The sequence below is a fragment of the Marinomonas sp. 63XJN7_7_ISO-PGPR-S23-202 genome, from assembly GCF_056173505.1.
In genome coordinates this window covers 3431494-3446801 of record NZ_CM149677.1, presented here as the reverse complement: position 1 = coordinate 3446801, position 15308 = coordinate 3431494, and the positions used below count along the sequence as shown (strand labels likewise).

Annotated in this window: 13 protein-coding genes; 12 read left to right on the top strand and 1 reads right to left on the bottom strand. The window is 45.6% G+C overall.

Annotated elements, in window-relative coordinates:
* Window positions 1-117: 117 nt before the first annotated feature.
* The 11 genes from AC0VYG_RS15955 (at window position 118) to trhA (ending at window position 13392) form a co-directional block, all read left to right on the top strand.
* Entirely contained in the window at window positions 118-1899 is a 1782-nt protein-coding gene (locus tag AC0VYG_RS15955) for an ATP-binding protein (protein ID WP_475449863.1), read from the top strand.
* Window positions 1896-3245: a cobyrinate a,c-diamide synthase gene (locus AC0VYG_RS15950; protein ID WP_475428939.1), complete on the top strand. Its 1350-nt coding sequence runs from the start codon at window positions 1896-1898 to the stop codon at window positions 3243-3245. The genes AC0VYG_RS15955 and AC0VYG_RS15950 overlap by 4 nt, the downstream gene beginning before the upstream one ends.
* A gap of 12 nt (window positions 3246-3257) precedes the next feature.
* On the top strand, window positions 3258-4403 hold the full coding sequence (locus AC0VYG_RS15945; protein ID WP_475428938.1) for a cobalt-precorrin-5B (C(1))-methyltransferase: 1146 nt from the start codon (window positions 3258-3260) through the stop codon (window positions 4401-4403).
* Between the two features lie 5 nt (window positions 4404-4408).
* A complete protein-coding gene (locus AC0VYG_RS15940; protein WP_475449862.1) occupies window positions 4409-5227 on the top strand; it encodes a precorrin-6A/cobalt-precorrin-6A reductase in 819 nt (272 codons plus the stop codon).
* Entirely contained in the window at window positions 5224-5901 is a 678-nt protein-coding gene (locus AC0VYG_RS15935; protein ID WP_475428936.1) for a precorrin-8X methylmutase, read from the top strand. Before AC0VYG_RS15940 ends, AC0VYG_RS15935 begins: the two co-directional genes overlap by 4 nt.
* Window positions 5902-5944: 43 nt before the next feature.
* Window positions 5945-7273, top strand: a complete 1329-nt coding sequence (gene cbiE / locus AC0VYG_RS15930; RefSeq protein ID WP_475428935.1) for a precorrin-6y C5,15-methyltransferase (decarboxylating) subunit CbiE — start codon at window positions 5945-5947, stop codon at window positions 7271-7273.
* The gene (gene cobI, locus AC0VYG_RS15925) at window positions 7273-8013 is read left to right on the top strand and encodes a precorrin-2 C(20)-methyltransferase (protein WP_475428934.1); all 741 of its coding nucleotides are present in this window, start codon (window positions 7273-7275) and stop codon (window positions 8011-8013) included. Before cbiE ends, cobI begins: the two co-directional genes overlap by 1 nt.
* Window positions 8010-8765: a cobalt-precorrin 5A hydrolase gene (locus tag AC0VYG_RS15920; protein ID WP_475428933.1), complete on the top strand. Its 756-nt coding sequence runs from the start codon at window positions 8010-8012 to the stop codon at window positions 8763-8765. Before cobI ends, AC0VYG_RS15920 begins: the two co-directional genes overlap by 4 nt.
* A gap of 520 nt (window positions 8766-9285) precedes the next feature.
* Window positions 9286-11172: a methyl-accepting chemotaxis protein gene (locus AC0VYG_RS15915; RefSeq protein ID WP_475428932.1), complete on the top strand. Its 1887-nt coding sequence runs from the start codon at window positions 9286-9288 to the stop codon at window positions 11170-11172.
* A 56-nt stretch (window positions 11173-11228) separates the two neighbouring features.
* Window positions 11229-12332, top strand: a complete 1104-nt coding sequence (locus AC0VYG_RS15910) for an SMP-30/gluconolactonase/LRE family protein (protein ID WP_475428931.1) — start codon at window positions 11229-11231, stop codon at window positions 12330-12332.
* A gap of 397 nt (window positions 12333-12729) precedes the next feature.
* A complete protein-coding gene (trhA, locus tag AC0VYG_RS15905) occupies window positions 12730-13392 on the top strand; it encodes a PAQR family membrane homeostasis protein TrhA (protein ID WP_475428930.1) in 663 nt (220 codons plus the stop codon).
* Between the two features lie 313 nt (window positions 13393-13705).
* Here trhA and AC0VYG_RS15900 read toward each other — a convergent pair whose 3' ends face one another.
* Window positions 13706-13990, bottom strand: coding sequence for a hypothetical protein (locus tag AC0VYG_RS15900; protein ID WP_475428929.1), 285 nt, complete (start codon window positions 13988-13990; stop codon window positions 13706-13708).
* A 508-nt stretch (window positions 13991-14498) separates the two neighbouring features.
* On the opposite strand from AC0VYG_RS15900, the gene AC0VYG_RS15895 reads away from it, so the two are divergent.
* Window positions 14499-15305, top strand: a complete 807-nt coding sequence (locus tag AC0VYG_RS15895) for a transporter substrate-binding domain-containing protein (protein WP_475428928.1) — start codon at window positions 14499-14501, stop codon at window positions 15303-15305.
* The last annotated feature ends 3 nt before the right edge of the window (window positions 15306-15308 follow it).

Below are 15308 nucleotides of genomic sequence, written 5' to 3'. Positions count from 1 at the left end.
ACAAGACAAACTGGATGAAAACCGCCTACAATAGGGCGGTTTTTTGCATGTTACCCATCGAGTGTTTGATTGGGTTTATGCCACTCTTTTTGATCATATGAAACAGGTAACGCCAACATGAGCAGTTTAGCCCATTGTAATTTTCCCTTTACCGCCGTTGCCGGGCAAGAGTCTTTGAAGCTTGCTCTTATTCTGGTAGCGGTTAATCCGAAAATTGGGGGAGTGCTCATTAGTGGGCCGCGTGGCTCGGCGAAATCAACCCTAGCGCGTGGTTTATCCGGTGTTATGCCAACGCTGAATAATGAGGCGTTTGTGCCGTTTACGACGTTACCTTTAGGTGCCAGCGAAGATCGTCTGTTAGGGGCATTAGATTTAGAACAGGTTTTGCAAGACAAAGAGGTGGTGTTCAAACCTGGGTTGTTAAGCCGTGCCCATGGTGGCGTGTTGTATGTGGATGAAGTCAATTTGTTGGCGGATCATTTGGTTGATCAATTGTTGGATGTGTCTGCCAGTGGCGTGAACCGTGTAGAACGTGATGGTATTAGCCATGAACACGAGGCGAAGTTTTTGCTGATCGGTACGATGAATCCAGATGAAGGGGAGCTGCGTCCGCAGCTACAAGACCGTTTTGGTTTGATGGTGTCTTTGAGTAACCAATACAGTTTAGAAGAACGAATACAAATTGTGCGATTGCGTGATGAGTACGATCAAGATCCCAAAGGGTTTTGTGACGCGTTCAAATACAAGCAACGTAATCTTAGGCACAGTGTGAAGGCGGCCCGCGAGTTGCTAACAAAAGTACGCTGTGCTGATGCCCTACGTATGGACATTGCCACCCGTTGCTATGAAGCCAATGTGGATGGTGTGCGAGCCGATATCGTGTGGGTACGAGCGGCCATGGCGCATGCCGCCTGGCGTGGCGCACAGACGGTCTCGATTGATGATATTCAAGCGGTTGAGGCGTTTGTGTTGGACCACCGTCGACAACCTCATCAGCAAGTCCCTCCTTCTAGTGTGCCGCCGTCGCGCCGTCCTGCTGATTCTTTTAAAGATCCAAAAATGCCGCCTTCACAAGCCCCAGACAACACCCGTAGCGAGCAGAAAGAGGACCAAACCTCACAAGGTGAATGGGGCAGTATGACACCAGAAAGTGCAGACCATCATGTTCGAATACCGCTTCCCGCAAGTGATATTCCCTCTCGCTCCCCATCGTCTAGTTCATCGATCAGTGAGGTGACGCCGGGAAAGCACCGAGGTAAGCATCAAGGTGGCTATCGTCCTGATGCTTCAACAAATAGTACGAGTGTGGATTGGTTTCGAAGTCTGACGAAAAATCCGCAAACCTGGCCACCAGAAAACCTAACATCCAAAATGGCCAATACTGGCCAGCCCGTTTTGCACCTTGTTTTGTTGGATTCGTCTGCCTCTACGTTGGGTCAAGGGAGTTTTGCAAAAGCCAAAGGGGTGATTATTGACATTGCGAAGCGCGCCTATCTTGCTCGAGAACACATGGCTATTTTAGGCTTTGGTCAGGACGGGGTCTCATCGGTTTTGCCCAGAGTACGTGCGCCAAAAGAGATCACCGAGTTATTAGATCAGTTAAGCGCGGGTGGCGGCACACCGTTTCGCCTGGTTATTGATAAAGCTCGACAATACTTAAACCAGCAACGTAAGCGCCAAGCGGGTTTATTAAGTCGTACCTATATTTTGACCGATGGCCGTACCCAAGCGGATTTGTCAGACTTTTCAGAGTCTTCTGACAAAGGGGATTTATTGGGTGATTGCGTGCTGATCGATACCGAAAACGCGGCCATTAAACGTGGTCGTGGACAAGACATCGCCCAACAATTAGGGGCACAATACATATTATTGAATTCGATTTTAGGGACACCATCATGACCAGGTCAATTGCCGCGCTGTGTCCGGCACTTTTTTTAACCGCACCGGCTTCTAATCAGGGGAAAACGACCATTACAGCGGCCTTGGCGCGGTATTTTACGAAGCAGGGTAAGGTGGTACGTGTGTTTAAAACCGGGCCTGATTATCTGGATCCACAAATTTTGGCCCAGGCATCTCAGCAACCTGTAGAACAGTTAGATATTTGGATGGCCGGAGATGATTACTGTCAAGATAGACTCTATCTTGCTGCCCAAGAAGCGGACTTGATTCTTGTTGAAGGGGCGATGGGCATGTTTGACGGCGAACCCTCCAGTGCCGATTTAGCCGCGCGTTTTGATATCCCCATGGCGATTGTGATGGATGTAAAGGGCATGGCACAAACCGCAGCGGCGATTGCCTCTGGCTTGGCGAATTTTCGTCATGATGTTGCCATTGCTGGCTTGATCGCAAATCGCTGTGGCAGTGAGCGCCATGCTCAACTGATTCGTGATGCACTGCCCGACAATTTGCCCTTACTTGCAACACTCAAGCGTGATGAAGAGGTGACGTTGCCAGAGCGCCATCTTGGGTTAGTGCAAGCCGAGGAAGTCAAAGATGAATTAGAATTGCGTTTTGAAGCCGCTGTCGATTGGTTGCAACAAAGCGCGGATAAAGGCTTATTGGCTTTGCCTAAAGTCGTGTCTTTTCAACCCGCGAAAAACCCCGTAAATACTCTGAAGACTGAGCCATTACTGCAGGGAAAAACCATAGCCGTTGCCAACGACGCAGCCTTTAGCTTTATCTACGACGCCAATGTAAATGTATTAAGAGACTTAGGGGCGAAAGTGATCTTTTTCTCGCCATTAAATGATGCAAGGTTGCCCGATGCTGATGCTTTATGGTTGCCAGGTGGTTACCCAGAATTGCATGCCAAGGCGTTGTCAGAAAACATTAGTATGCGCACGTCCATTCAGGCATTTTACCAATCCGGTCAGCCGATTTTAGCCGAGTGTGGTGGCATGCTTTATAGTTTAGAAACCTTGACGGATTTAGAGGAAAGAGAGTACCGCATGTTAGGTATTCTGGAGGGGCAAGGCGCGATGCGGGGGAAGCGTGGCTGCCAAGGCATGCAAACGGCTGTTATGCCAGAAGGTGACATTCGTGGACATGCCCATCATCGATCCCGTAGCGCCAATACCCCCACTCCTGTGGGTTATGGTCGCCGTCAGCGTCATCCTGCCCCGGGGGAGCCAATTTATCAGCAAAAAGCGTTAACGGCGAGCTATCTACATTTGTTCTTTCCCTCTAATGTGGAAGCGACTGCAAAGTTATTTTTAAAGCAAGCTTCGTCCTTAGCGAGCGAGTAAGGCTAGGTAATTATGTGGCCAGAAAGTGCTGACGAGCCTGCTCCCCTTCGAACAGGGTTGACCACAGGAACCTGTGCAACAGCCTGTTGTGTGGCCGCGGCACAAGCACTTTTAGGTGGTCATCAAACCTCACAGGTGAGTGTGACCTTACCCAAGGGGCAAACGGTTGAACTGACCATTGAGTCCTATCAGGCGTTAGACTTAACCTTGGAAAAGGGTATTAGAACGTCAACGGTTAAGGATGCAGGAGATGATCCAGACGCGACCCATGGCGCAACGGTGTTCGTTGAGCTGCGTTTGACAGCCGAGCAAGGGGTTCAGTTTTTTGCGGCTCAAGGGGTCGGTATGGTAACCCGAACGGGCCTTGTATTAGCCGTTGGTGAGCCTGCCATTAATCCCGTACCCCGAAACATGATGGTGAGTCATTTGACCGAGTTCGCCAAACGTTATGATTATAACGGCGGCTTTGCCGTTTCTGTCGGTGTGATCAATGGTGAGCAAATTGCCTTGAAAACCATGAACCCTCGTTTGGGCATTGTGGGAGGGCTATCTATTCTTGGCACCACGGGAATTGTGCGGCCTTTTTCTTGCGCTGCTTACATCGCCTCGATCCATCAAGGGATTGATGTGGCCCGAGCCAATGGTCTGACACATATTGCGGCCACGACGGGCAACGCCAGTGAAGTGGCAATAAAACAGCATTATGGCTTAACAGACATGGCTTTGATTGAAATGGGTGACTTTGTCGGCGCCGTGCTAAAGCATATTCGAAAAGTGGAGCACGCTGCCTCGATTCAATTAAGCAAACTCAGTATTTGTGGCGGCTTTGGTAAAATCAGTAAACTGGCCCAACAGCATATGGATTTAAACAGTCGAGTCTCTAGTATTAATTTAGAGGTCTTGGCGGATCTTGCGGCCACTCTGGGTGCCGATGAATCACTACAAATGCGTATGCGAGGGGCCAATACCAGTGTGGAAGCCTTGGCGTTGTTTAATCAACATGGCAATGGCAACCAAGAAAATTTGGCGGATGCCGTGTGCCAGCAGGCGCTGTTGTTTGCTCGCCGCTATATTCCTGATCATATGGCATTGGAAGTGTGGTCGATTGATCGCAAAGGCCAGTTTGTGGGCTTTGCCACCGATACAAAGATTGAATAGAGGGGATGATGGCGTTGGATGCAAAAGAGCGAACAAAAAAGCTACTGCTACTTGGTGGAACGGCGGATGCCAGACGGCTGGCGGATGCGCTGCATCAAGCGGGCATCCGCGTGATATACAGTTTGGCTGGCTTGGTGCGCGTTCCTAAAGTGGATTGTGAATTAGTGGTCGGTGGCTTTACGCAATTTGGTGGGTTAGCCAACTATCTAACCGAACAGAATGTTGCTGCTATTTTGGATGTCACCCACCCTTATGCGCAAACCATGAGCAGCAAAGCGGTCGAGGCCGCTAGAGAGGTTGGCATCCCTTGTTGGCGTTTTCATCGCCCCGCGTGGCAAGCTGTCGCGGGAGATCAATGGCGTTATTATGACGACGATGAAGTACTTATTTTGCAATTAGCCCATTTTAAGCGTCCATTACTGAGTGCGGGTCAAGTGAACGAAGACTCGTTGCAGCGCATTTTACAGTTGCCAAGTATTGAATATGTGGTGTGGCGAACGGCAGTGGCGCCTGCATTTGATCTGCCTAGGGCTGTACATTGGGTAAAGGCCATTGGGCCTTTTCACCTGGAAGAAGAACAGCATTTATTGCAGGCTCAACAAGTGGATGTCATTGTCAGCAAAAACAGTGGAGGCAGCGCCACCTATGCTAAGTTGGAAGCGGCCCGAGCGTTATCTATTCCTGTTTTGCTACACACAAGGCCACGCTTGCCGGAAGCGGATCAAGAATTCAGCGATACAGATAAGTGCCTGCAAGCGTGTTTAGCGGCTTGGGGGAACATCATTCCGACTTTTAAAAATCAACAAAAAGACAACCAACAGTGACTCAAGATACTTTTTCTCAACAGGTTTCCGACAACGTTTATCAATATGAGAACAACCCTCAGGCGATTGAGCAGGAGAGCTTTCGGCAAATTCGCGAATTGACCGATTTATCGGCTTTTACTCAAGATCAACAACAAGTGGTGATGCGAGTGGTGCATAGTTTAGGCTTTCCTGATGTGTCGACCCAAATGCGTTTTAGCCAACATGCCACCCAAGCAGGGCGAGAGGCGTTAGCAAAAAATTGTGCCATTTTGTGTGATGTGGAGATGGTCAAGCAAGGTGTGACCAAACGCATGATAGAACGTGACCCCTTGTGTTTTCTAAACGATCCTCGTACTGCTGAACTGGCAAAAAACAAAGGGGAAACTCGCTCTATGGCGGCCTTGAGTTTATGGCAAGACACTCTAGCGGGCAGTGTGGTGCTTATTGGTAATGCACCGACGGCGCTGTTTCGTTTATTGGAGATGATCGCTCAAGGGGCGCCCAAGCCCGCTTTAATTATAGGAATGCCGGTGGGGTTTGTGGGGGCGGCTGAGTCGAAAGAGGCGTTGTGGCAAGCCCATGAAAGGCTTGGCATCGAATGCATAACGTTGCTTGGTCGCATGGGGGGCAGTGCAGTGACTTCCGCCAGTTGTAACGCTTTATTGCGTTGTAATATTCAAGAGTATTATTAGTAGTGGAAGTGGGCAGTAGATATAATTGATGGAAAAAATACCGATGAAAATACACGTTGTTGGCCTTGGAGTTTCGGAACAGGCAATACTCTCGGAAGAAGCGCAATCACTGCTTGCGAATTTATCTGCCAAGGACATTGTCTTAGGGGCCTCTCGCCAACATGACACCATTGCTCACTATTCTCATCAAGCCCAGAGACAGACGTTACCTAAGCTAACACAATTGGCAGAGTTGTTTGGTCAGTGGCAAACCCAAGGGGCTGAGCAGGTGGTGGTCTTAGCGTCGGGGGATCCTCTTTATTACGGTATTGGGGCTTGGTTAGTACGTACTTTTCCGTTTGAATCCTTGTGTTTTTACCCCAATGTGTCCAGTGTGCAAGTGGCTTGTCATCGCCTTGGTTTGTCTTTGCAAAACGTTCAGGTCGTGAGTTTGCATGGCCGTCCACTTGCCAGTTTGCGTCGCCATTTGCAGTCAAACAAAACTTTGGTGTTACTGACCGACCAATACAGTCAACCGAAACAGATCGCTCAAGAATGTAGCATGGCTGGGATGGATCACAGTGAAATAACGGTGTGTGAGGCGCTAGGTTATGCCCATGAAAAAGTACGAACCTTTGTTGCCAAAGAGGGGCTTGAGAATGACGCTGTGTTTGATCCATTGAATGTGATCGTGGTGAAAACCAGTCAACAAACGTCAATTTACCCAAGTGCCCCAGGTATTCCAGATGTGTCTTTTATTACCGATAAAGGTGAAGGGAAAGGCATGATAACCAAGCGGGAAGTGCGTCTGGCGGTTTTGTCTTACATGAATATCAATCAGGATGACACTGTTTGGGATATTGGTGCAGGTTGTGGTGGCGTCAGTGTGGAGTTGGCCTATTGGCATCCTCATAGTCGGATCATTGCCATTGAGCATCATGCCGAGCGTTTGGCATGTTTAAGGGCCAATCAAGAGTGCTTTGGTGTTGTTCAGAATTTGTCTATTGTGGCGGGGCGGGCTCCTGATGCGCTGGTGGATTTGCCTTTACCGAGTAAAGTCTTTATTGGCGGCAGTGATGGTGAGCTCTGCGTTTTACTTGAGAGTGTTTGGTCGATTTTACCGCTTGGTGGCACGTTGACAGTGAGTGCTGTGACCGAAGAGACTAAATACCAAGTAATGCAATTTGTTCAGCAACGTGATCTAAAGCAAGACGCAAACGAACAGAGTGTGCAATTGTCTATCAGTAAGGGGGAGCGACTAGCAGGGCAACGGGTGTTTCGCCCAAATTTGCCCGTGAGCCTTTTTCATTTTTCTAAGCTTAGTGGTAAAGTCGCGCCCCATTATCATTATGTTCTCAAAAAAAGCACGAATGCCTTTAAGGAAAACGCCTAATGAATGGCATGGACACAGAAGAAAAACAGGGTCGATTTATTGGTGTCGGTGTCGGACCCGGCGACCCAGAGTTAATTACCCTAAAAGCCTTACGTTTAATTCAATCCGCCGATGTGATCAGTTATCTTGCGAATGCCGAAGGAGGCTCTCAAGCGAAAAGCATTGCCTGTGAAGCGTTTGTTGGTGTGGCCCATAAACAGCATGAAATAGCCATCGTGATGCCCATGTCCACCGACCGTCAGTTGGCTAACGACGCTTATGATAGCGGTGCTAAGGCTATTGCCCATGAATTATCACAAGGTAAGGATGTGGTATTTTTATGCGAGGGGGATCCCTTGTTTTTTGGTTCCTTTGCCTATTTGCTAGAGCGCTTAGAAGGACGCTTTGCATGCCAGGTGGTACCTGGAGTGTCGTCCATCAATGCGGCATCGTCAGCCCTGAATCACCCGTTAACGGTCTTAAAAGAATCGTTAGCTGTAGTGAGTGGGCGTCATTCGCCAGAGCAAATTGATAGTGCACTTGAGCAACATGATAGTGTCGTCATTATGAAAGCAGGGCGAGCGCGTCCGCGTATTTTAATGGCCTTGCGTAAGACCAATCGAATACAGGATGCGAAATATCTAGAATATATCGGTCGCGACAATGAACGTATTGTTCATGATGTATCGACCTTGGAAAATGGTGCTGGACCGTACTTTTCACTTTTTGTCGTGACCAAATCGGAGCGAGGCACCCGATGATTCGAGTGATTGCGTTAACGCCAGCAGGAAAAGAATTGGCCCAGCGCTTACAGACTTTTTGGCCCAACAGTATTCTAGACTATAAACCAAAGCCGTTCGCTGAGCAGGTGCAAAGGGCATTTGAACAGGGGGACTCGCTGATTTTTATCTGTGCCACTGGCATTGTTATGAGAACGCTTGCTCCCGTGATTCAAAACAAACGCCAAGATCCTCCGGTGTTGGTATTGGATGAAGAAGGCAAGTTCGTTATCCCGCTCTTGTCTGGTCACGAGGGGGGAGCCAATGAGTGGGGAGCACAAGTGGCACAAGCGCTTGGTGCCCAATTGGTAGTGACGACGGCAAAACCTTACCTGAATCCGGTTTACACTCTTGGTATGGGGTGTGAGCGTGGGTGTCCGTTGGCGTTTCTTGAAAGCTTAATGCTCGATGCGTTAGATCAAAAAGACTTAACCCCAAGTGATATTAATTCACTCAGTAGCATTGATATTAAAGCGGATGAGGTGAATCTTATCGCGTTAGCGGAAAAATACGGTTGGGCCTTTCATACTTTTTCGGCCGACCAACTCTCTACTATGGAGACTTTCCTTAGTTCTCGCTCTGAATACGTTTATAACACCGTTGGCGTCTACGGTGTAGCGGAATCCGCCGCTTTGTTTGCTGCCCACAATGTGACGGGCTCAGAACCCGAGCTAATGCTTAATAAAATCAAAAATGCCAAAGCGACTTGTGCTATAGGGCGTTCCTTTCCATAAAGCTGATGACGTTTAATCATCAACAATCGTTGGCATTTTTCTGAAGAATGGCGGTGTGTTATCGGCGTGCTTTTGTGTTGATTTTTCATTGTAAAGACTGGATGAGTACAAGGTGATGCTTGATAAAAGCGACATGCCATTGATGTCGTGACGGCAAAGTTGTGAGAATGTGTTCTTTTGTCAATAAAAAGTAAAAAAATTAAGACGGGGGGATAGGAAGAATGCCATCATTAAGGTACTCTTCTAGCAAATTAGCTATGGAAGCGTCTTCTAAACGGATTTTTATTGTGAGTGTTTTATCACTCACTCTTTGTGAAAATAATTTATAAATCATAAGGTTGAATTCTCTTATAAATATATTTTATCAGTGTGCCGTCTTTTACTTCTATTTTATAGGTAGTTAACTGATTTTATTATTTTTTGAGTGGTTCGAATAGAAAGTATGTCTTCTATGTTTTTTTGGTATTGGTCATCTTAAGTGGTGTGACTAATAACGACCTCATTGATAAGGGACATAACTATGCAGATCTCCTTAAAAAATAGAATTCTATTTTTTACTCTTTTTCTCATTTTGATTATTTCATGTATTTTAACTTGGAACGGCTATTATCGGTTCAGTTCATTTAATACAAAGTCTGCTCTAGACAATCAAAAGGTTGAAACCAGTCTTGTTGCAGAGGCCCTTGATGAAAAAATAAATGGCTACTTCAAGTCTTTAAATAGTTTTTCGGTGAGTTTTAACGACGATTTAAACTTTTCCGATCAACAGCAGGTGATAAAGGCCCTAGATAAATTAAAAAAAACAGACCCTCATATTCTGGCGGCGTTTGTTGGGCTGAAAAATGGTAAGTCATTTGAGGATGATCGATTTTACCCTGGTTTTAATGCCAAAGAGCTAAATAAAGAATGGTATGTTCGTGCCTTTTCAGGTGAGAAAAATATCATTACCAAAGCGTATTTTGGCGAGGGAGAGCAAGCTGATGTGTTCGCATTGGCCTCACCTATTTATCATGATGGTAACGTGGTTGCTGTGGTCTGTATTACATTAAAAGTGGCTGAACTCACGGACTATATTAAAACCTTAGTGCCTAAAAATAATGTGTTTGTATATGATGACTCTGGGTATGTCGTCTCAGCCCCTAATAAAAAATGGTTGGGTAAAAATATTTACGATATTCGACCAGACTACAAAAGATTTTCTTCAAGTCATCCTGTTCTTGATTATTCGATTGATGGTCGTGGTGTGACAGCCTTTGCAGGAAAGTTAAAAGATCGTAATTGGACGGTGGTTTCTTTTACTTGGGATGATGTGGTTTCCAAGCCAAGTCAAGACATGTTGATTGGTTCCATCATTATTTTTGCTGTTTTGATTATTCTATCCCTATGTATTGTTTATATAGGTGTAGTGAATTTGGTTTATAAACCAATTGGCGGGGAACCAAAAGAAATCTCACAGATCATTTCTCGAATTGCCAAAGGGGATTTATCCCAACCCTTAAAACAGAACGGTGATGAAACAGGAATTTATGCCTCGATTATTGCTTTGAATAATAAATTATCAGAGATTATCAAAGGTAGTTTATCGATTTCTGACAGTGTGTCATCGGCTTCCGAAGAACTAACCTTAGTGATGAAGAGTACGGCGGAGAACGCGCAAGAAGAACTGAAAGAGGTTGAGTCGATTGCCAATGCGGTGAATGAGTTGTCTAACGCGTCAGAAGAAGTCAGCGCAAACGCTGTTCAGGCAGAAGACCAAGCGAATAAGGCCATAGAGAGTGTAACGAAAGGACACCAAGGGCTAGAAAAGTCGATTAACTTAACCCGCTCTATTAATACGACGTTTAATCAAACCGCCGAGATGATTGCCAAGTTACGTGAAGAAACGCTCAATATTGGTGAAGTCACTAATGTCATCAGCTCCATTTCTGAGCAGACAAATTTATTGGCACTCAATGCCGCCATTGAGGCCGCGCGTGCAGGCGAGCAAGGCAGAGGCTTTGCAGTGGTCGCCGATGAAGTTCGAAGTCTTGCTGCGAAGACCCAAGAATCAACATCAACCATTCAAGCAATTATTAATACATTGCAGGATCAGTCCAAAAAAGCCAATGACAATATGATCGAGAATGTGAGGTCAATCGAGGAGTCCGTAGAGCTGGCTGAAAATGTAAAAGTGTCTTTTGATGAATTAACAACGTACGTTCGCACACTTTCTGACATAAATACTCTCGTCGCTGCAGCGTCTCAAGAGCAGTTTAATGTCACGGCAGACATTAATAAAAATACCGCGACAACGGTGGATCTAGTGAATCAAAATGTGTCAGCGGTTGAACAGACTCAGCAGGCGGCAAAAGAGTTGGCACAGTTAGCGTTGAAGCAAAAGAACACACTGGATTTCTTTAAGCATTAGGAGCCACGCCAAGATCTAGAAAGATTGGCTCTATCATTAAAAAGGAGTTGTTGTATATGAAAAGGGACAAACAGGCCTGTTCGGCTGTATCTGAGATGTCTTATTCTCGTCGTGATATATTAAAAAAGACTTTAGCTTGGTCTGGTGTGGCGCTAGGCGGTGCTGTTTTATCGGGTAAGTTATTAGCGCAGCCTTTAAGCCTCAACTACCCTGATGAGCATGTCAAAATATTGGATGAGAGCTTTGCCAAGTATCGTTTGTTTAATGCCAGCGTTGAACGCCTCGCGACCGGAATGCGCTGGGTAGAAGGTCCTGTTTGGAGTGGTGATGGACGTTATTTATTGGTCAGCGACATTGCAAATAATCGCATTATGCGCTGGGACGAACTTACGGATGAGTTGAGTGTTTACCGTTATAAATCGAACCATTCTAATGGTCTTTGTCGCGATCTTGAAGGACGTCTTATTGCCTGTGAGGGCTCAACGACGGATGTGGAAGGACGTCGCGTAACAAGAACCGAGCACAATGGTACGATTACGGTATTGGCCGATAATTTTGAAGGTAAACGCTTTAACTCTCCTAATGACGTTATTGTAAAACGTGATGGCTCAATTTGGTTTACAGATCCGCCGTTCCAAGCTGGCAGCATGTATGAAGGTAATATTGTGAAAACTGAATTGCCGGATGCTGTCTATCGTATAGATGGACAAACCGGTAAGTTAACGCAAGTGATCACAGAGATTGCCGGCCCTAATGGTTTGTGCTTTTCGCCAGATGAATCCATTTTATATGTTGTTGATTGTTTGACAGGGCCGAATCGCAAAGTGTGGGCCTACGATGTGGCATCCGACGGTACGCTAGGGACTCGTAAAGCGTTTATTTCCAACATTAAGCATGCAGCTTTTGATGGGATTAAATGTGACCAAGATGGCAACCTTTGGTGTGGTTGGGGCAGTGACGGTTCTAAGGGGCAAGATTCTAAGGCGTTAAATGGAGTGATGGTCTTTAACAAACATGGAAAAGCAATAGGTCACATCTCATTGCCCGAATACTGTGCCAATATTTGTTTTGGAGGCACCAAGGGGAATCGACTCTTTATGGCGGCTTCCCACTCTATCTATTCGCTCTATGTGAACACTCGAGGGGCAACCTTCGTTTAGTGCGAGTATCTTGATCGACGATAAGAGCAGCTATTTCAGGCTGTTCGCTTTCTATCAGCATAGCAAGATAAATGAGCGTCCATTGTCGGGCGCTTTTTTAACTCGAAAAGTTTCCATCGATTACAGCGGATGGGTGGCTTAATACTCAATTGAACTGACGGTTGAGGATGTCATGATCATGTAACTTTCTTAGTTTATACAGTTGTTATGGTTGCTAAATCGGGCTCTTTCCCCCATCCTTTTAATACGATTGATTTTTATTTATCAGTGATTGGTTACGTATTTTGGGGTTACATCATGAAGAAAGGGAGCTTATGCGAAAGTAGCCATGTGATCAGTCGCTCAGGTAAGTGAGTGCACTTACGCAATGAGAAAAAGATTATGGAGAGAGCAAGTTATGTCGATAGCAATGTCGAATTCTAATCGAGGGCAATCTTTAGGTGAAGAGATTGCCAACAGTATCAGTCATGGTTTAGGGCTGGTCGCGGCGATTGTCGGTACGCCGTTTTTAATTATTAGCGCGGTAAAATACGCTGATGTGAGCTTTGTGGTTGGCGTAAGTATTTTTTCTGCCACCATGATTATTTTGTATTTAGCATCGACCTTATATCATGCCATGCCTGCTGGCTGGCAGCGAGTCAAAGAAGTTTTTCGGGTGATTGACCATGCGGCGGTCTATTTGTTGATCGCAGGAACCTATACGCCCTTTATGCTGGGTGTATTAAAGGGGGCGTGGGGGTGGTCTCTACTCGGTGCGGTTTGGGGGCTAGCATTGACAGGAGTGGCCTTAAAGGCCTTTGGTCGAGTGTCTCACCCAGCGATTTCAACTGGCTTGTATGTCTTATTGGGCTGGTTGATTTTGGTTGCTATCAACCCATTGATTGAGCGAATGCAAACCGAAGGCTTGTACTTATTGGTGCTGGGTGGCGTACTTTACACCATTGGCGTGCTGTTTTTTGTGTTTGATTCACGAATTAAATACAGCCACTTGATCTGGCATTTGTTTGTTCTATCTGGCACGATAAGTCACTTTTTTGCCATTATGTGGTACGGCGCTTAGCCTCTGATTGGCCTGCATTTTTAGTCAATTTTTAAAAGCTCTAGCATGTAAATGTTAGGGCTTTTTTAATGCTAAAGACGCAAGTGTGTTGTTGCGTTATATTGTCTCCGTCCACTGGATTGCCTGTTCCTCAAGGAGGTTACTAGGCTGCTGGTTTTGATATGAGTGTGTTGAGTTAACGTTTGCTTAGAAATGTACTGAACTGGTAGCGGCTAGGCATCGGAGACTTTGTCTTACGGCCAGTTTCTAGCCAAACTGCAAGCCAGTCAAAATAGGACGATAGGTAATACAATAAGTGCAGTAATCGCGGGAATTATACTTTAATATCGATCAATGAACCAATGGTCTTATTCGACGCATCGATGACTTTGGCATTGGCTTTAGATTCTAGCTCGCTTTGTTTGGCTTCAACTAATCCATCCTGAATCTGCGAACCATATCGAGCATTGTTCGTCGTTGCTTCATTTTGATTCACATTTCTCTGATTGACGGTTTGAGTCGACGCTTGGGCGACTTTTTGGCTTGCTTGGTCCAGTCTGTTTTGACTACCTTGCAGACCATTTTGACCGTATAAGAATGAAGATCCTTGTATATTCATGCTGCTGACCTTGGCTTTTCGACGCTAGTGTAATACTAAATATCGTTACAGTGTAATGCAAATTACAGCACTTGTCTGTGACATGGTTGGGTTATTTTGTAACCAAGGTGGTAGAGAATGTGCTTATTGTTTGATCATTGGTGAAGAGAAGGTGCGCATCAAACGGCCTTTTTTGTCAAATTTCGGTAAAATCTTGTCCGTATCTAGTGGTTATCTTTTCGACTTTGCACTATAAGAAAGTATTGGCATCAAGATTGCGTGTTTTGTTGACGAATTCACAATTTGTTGCGAATTTGTTTACAAATAGATTATCTTAGCGAATTAGGATTGTTACTTGACTGGAACAACGCTTCAAAAAGGTGCTTCACCAGATGGTTAAGTTGTTCTTTTTTGGTGCGATTTCTGATCTTTTAGCAATACAGAGTAATTAAGTCGAATTTTCTTTTATCAGCCATTTTGTATTTACAGTAAATTGGCAATAACAGCACTCAAGCAGAGAGAGACAAGCATGAAGAAACTAGTTGCAGCGGTTATAATGTTATTTTATGTGGGTATCGCATCCGCATCCGATAACGCTCTATGGGAAAAGTCCACTCTTAATCAAATCGTTAAGCGTGGCTCACTAGAGGTGTGTTTGGAAGCAGGCTATATGCCGTTCGAAATGCGTGATAAAGCTGGTCGTATTGTCGGTTTTGACGTCGACATGGCGAAAACAATGGCGCACGCCATGGGCGTTAAATTGTCTCTTCGTAACACAGCTTGGGATGGTATCATTCCGGCGCTATTAACATCTAAATGTGACATCATCATGTCTGGTATGACCATCACGGCTCAGCGTAACCTGAAAGTGAATTTTGCACATCCTTATATTGTTATTGGTCAGACGATCCTGATTAATCCTAAGCTAAAAGGCATCGTGAAGAGCTATAAAGATTTGAATAATCCTAAATACACCATCGCGACAAAATTAGGTGTAACGGGTGAAATCGCAACCAAGAAACTGATGAGCAAAGCAAAACTGCAATTATTTGAAACAGAGTCTGAGGCAGCGCTACAAGTTGTTAATGGTAAAGCCGACGCGTTTGTTTACGATTTACCATACAACGCGATCTATGCGGCTCAAAATAAAGGGAAAGTGGATCTTCTTGATAAGCCATTTACCTACGAGCCATTGGCGTGGGCGATCCGCAAAGGCGACCCAGATTTTCTAAACTTCCTTAATAATTATTTGGATCAAGTGAAAGGTGATGGTACCTACGATAAAATCTATCACAAATGGTTCAAAACCAAAGGCTGGTTAAGCACCGTTCAATAATTT